5 protein-coding genes and 1 pseudogene are annotated in these 3335 nt (G+C 32.5%); all 6 read left to right on the plus strand.

Going from position 1 to position 3335, the window contains the following annotated elements:
* Nucleotides 1-793, plus strand: a pseudogene (locus ABE099_RS20515) (type IV secretion protein Rhs); the annotation flags it as partial.
* A gap of 26 nt (nt 794-819) precedes the next feature.
* Complete coding sequence (locus ABE099_RS20520) at nt 820-1086, plus strand: hypothetical protein (protein WP_430033505.1); 267 nt, start codon at nt 820-822, stop codon at nt 1084-1086.
* A 273-nt stretch (nt 1087-1359) separates the two neighbouring features.
* Nucleotides 1360-1626, plus strand: coding sequence for a hypothetical protein (locus ABE099_RS20525; protein WP_430033507.1), 267 nt, complete (start codon nt 1360-1362; stop codon nt 1624-1626).
* The gene (locus ABE099_RS20530) at nt 1623-1880 is read left to right on the plus strand and encodes a hypothetical protein (RefSeq protein ID WP_430033508.1); all 258 of its coding nucleotides are present in this window, start codon (nt 1623-1625) and stop codon (nt 1878-1880) included. Before ABE099_RS20525 ends, ABE099_RS20530 begins: the two co-directional genes overlap by 4 nt.
* Nucleotides 1881-2262: 382 nt before the next feature.
* Nucleotides 2263-2523 (plus strand): hypothetical protein, encoded by a 261-nt coding sequence (locus tag ABE099_RS20535; RefSeq protein ID WP_430033510.1) that lies wholly within the window; start codon nt 2263-2265, stop codon nt 2521-2523.
* 346 nt (nt 2524-2869) lie between these two features.
* The coding region (locus tag ABE099_RS20540; RefSeq protein WP_430033512.1) for a hypothetical protein at nt 2870-3335 on the plus strand (466 nt) is incomplete at its 3' end.

A 3335-nucleotide genomic window follows, 5' to 3' on the forward strand; every position in this document is an offset into this window, starting at 1 on the left:
AAGTAAGGATACGTATGAAGGAACAGTCACCAATCCACTAAGCTTAAATCTATATTCTTATGTTAGGAACAATCCATTAACTCATGTTGATCCAAGTGGGCATGATGCAATTATGATTACAAACCCAGACTTAGCGTTTGGTTTTGGACATACCTCAATTGTTATTGAGAATAATGATGGAAAATGGTACTACTTTTATTGGGGAGACAAAAATGTACAATTAACACAAGTAAACACTAGCTATTTAACCGATTTAGATAAGTTTAATAAATGGGGAAATGATACAACACTTAAAACTTCAAAAGGTGGAAGTGTAGGCCTTGCTGGCTTTAGTGAGTCTGGTTATACCAATTCAACTTATGTAAAAGGAGATTTTTCAGCTAGTTATAACGAAGCAAAGAAATTAGCAAATAGTCACTCTATAAATGGTACAAATAAAGATTATAGTTTAACTACAAATAATTGTTATATAGTTTCTTTAGGTTTACTGGGTAAGGGGATCTTATACAATGGGGTAAGTGCATCAAGATTTACTACTTCAGTAGATTTAAAAGCTGGTTCAATGATACCAGATCGTACCTTTGGTACTATTGCTGGATCAATCACCCCTAATGTGGGTGCCATAGCACTAAAGGAAGTGTTCTATAATAACTCATTTACATCTAATGAATACACTAAACAATTGAATGAGAAAAAAAGTTTTTATCAAGCTGGAAATTGGTTTACTCAAATAATGAAAAAAACTAATTTTAATTTATTTAGACTCAATGTTTTATTAGGAAAAAACAAATGAGAGGATGAGTTCTAATTAAAAAAAAAATGGTTGTTTATGTTCTCTTACTTGTTGTAGTTTACTATTCTATAGAATTCATTACGGCTGGAACTCCATGGGGAAAATATTACTTTAAGAAGCAAGCAGAGGAATACTTCAAGAAAAGTTATATTAATGAGCAAGTTATAGATGTACAAATTGGATATAGTTTTATTAGTGGTAAATATGATGCTACATTTTATCTTAAATCTGGAAAAAGCATATTTATTTCTGTAAGAGATGATAAGAGATTGCAAGGTTTTATTAATGAATAATTATTACTAAAATATTTGAGGCTGGGACATGACTTAATTAAAATTTGTAAGGTTCGAATAATAGCTGCTTGTTTGGATTCTAATCAAAAATTAAACCTTAAGTACTGAATTAAAAATACCGTAAAATAAATTTAAGTAATTTAGATGAATACTCTTGCCCCAGCCTCATCTTTTTACCTATGCTCTATTGCAGAACTGTTGTTAAGATTAATGATGCAAGAATAAAATATCTTATGGAACAAATGTGAAATGCTCTAAGAAGGTAAATTATAAATGAAAAAACTTGTTGTATGGATTCCACTGATACTTTTTGCGATTCTAATTTCATATGTGACCTTGCCATGGCTACTCATAGGTCTAGGTGGTTTATTAGAGGACGATCCTTCCGTCCCCGAAATCACCTATGCAGAATTTCCAGTTCGTTTGGAATATGAAGTTAATGGTCAGAAAAAAGTAGCTACAGATACAGTGATTTGTGAATATGATGGTATTGGTTACAATGAGGGCCAAGGTAAGCATCGTAAATGGAAGAAACGATGAGTGAAGAAATTTTGTTACTGAAGATAGATGACTCAACAGGAATATATTATGCTCCTAGAACTGCTAAATACTACATGAACGATTTGAAGGATTACGTTATAGGTGGAGGATTGTTCCCAGATGCATTGTTATATCAGAAACAGGGAACTCCAAATGATTTTAGTATAATAAGTGCGGATGAATTACTAAAAAAATACAAAATTAAGCTTATTAAATTAGAAGATAGCCCACCGAAAAAACAGCTTTGTAGATAAAAAATAGGTTTCAAGAGGTATAGGCTGAGAAGGGTAATGGAATGTCGCCCTTCAAGCCTTTTTTTATAAGAGATAAGAACTAAAATTAGATATTTTTGGGCTGTCTTGTACCATGAGTTAAATTAAGATTGTCAGATGGCAGCTATCTAACAAGTGATTATAATTATGATGGGATCGGCAGATAGCATAGAAACTACGAGCTACATTTTTTTATTCTTAATAGAGGAAATTATCAAACTAAAACAGATCCTGTAGATGGTGTAATTAGAGTCTATGATTCTCAAAAAAATATATTTGGTTCATATAATTCTAATGGAACAACAAGAACATACTATAAACCAAGTTCGCCAACATACTGGCAGAGACAAAGGGGAAGATAAAAATGAAATACTACTGTTTGGTATGTAATTATGATGGTCTTTATGAAGCACCTTATAATGAGATAGGAAATGCTTCAGATGAGATATGTCCCTGTTGTGGGTTTCAGTATGGCTATAATGATGATGATGAGAATAATGATAAAGAAAAATACTACAATGAATGGAGAGCTAAGTGGATAAAAGGCGGTTATAAATGGCGTTCCAAAGGCAGATTACCAAGTGCAGACTGGGATCCTGTTGAGCAACTAAAAAGAATGAAGTAAGATCTATAATAAAATGACACTGAACTGCATCTCAAATAGTAGAATTATATAAACTATTGAGGTGCAGTTTATCTCTGATTAGTTTCAGTACATATTATGACGTATATGGTCGGTTGTTAAAAACGATATATCCTGTACTATGATCAAATTGTAGAAAATAGCGCAGATTATTTTGACAATGTAAACAAATATCTGATTACCTCACCTATTGACTCCTATACGAAAACTACAAGAGTCAGCCATGGTGGAGCCAACTATGATAACATCAAGCATGAATTTTATGATGGATTTGGTAATGCAGTTCTGTTAGGCCAATGAACTTACCTATACTAATCCAAATCGAGATGTGACTAAATACCAATACGATAAATTAAATCGACTGGTTGCAGTTACAGATGCCTTAAATCAGACAACCTCTTATGGCTATGATAAGTTAGGCAACATGTTGACAACAACCCAAAGCGAAGATGCAAAAAGCTGGACAAAATCTAAAGGTTATGATGAGTCTGGTTTTCTAACGAGTAGTACAGATACAGGTGGTAATCAAGAAAAACTTACCCGTAATCAATTAGGTCAAGTAGCTGTCAAGACTGATCCAAATAATAACATAAGTAATTATATATATGATGAACTAGGTCGTGGTATTTTTAAAGTATCAGTGACTGGCTCTACAGTTCTAAAAAATGTTTATCAATTTAAAGGATTTGGTCCTTCACGTAAAGAAGAACTGCGTAATGGATCAAACTACATGACTGTTTATAATGACTATAATATTTATGGGGCACAAACGTATAAAGCCACATTATACGATG

Source organism: Paenibacillus turicensis (assembly GCF_050461185.1).
In the GTDB taxonomy this organism is placed as follows: Bacteria; Bacillota; Bacilli; order Paenibacillales; family Paenibacillaceae; genus Fontibacillus; species Fontibacillus turicensis_A.

Excerpts from the sequence above, each read along its gene's own strand:
- ABE099_RS20520 (WP_430033505.1), top strand. The coding sequence starts at position 820 with ATGGTTGTTTATGTTCTCTTACTTGTTGTAGTTTACTATTCTATAGAA.
- ABE099_RS20525 (WP_430033507.1), top strand. The coding sequence starts at position 1,360 with ATGAAAAAACTTGTTGTATGGATTCCACTGATACTTTTTGCGATTCTA.
- ABE099_RS20530 (WP_430033508.1), top strand. The coding sequence starts at position 1,623 with ATGAGTGAAGAAATTTTGTTACTGAAGATAGATGACTCAACAGGAATA.
- ABE099_RS20535 (WP_430033510.1), top strand. The coding sequence starts at position 2,263 with ATGAAATACTACTGTTTGGTATGTAATTATGATGGTCTTTATGAAGCA.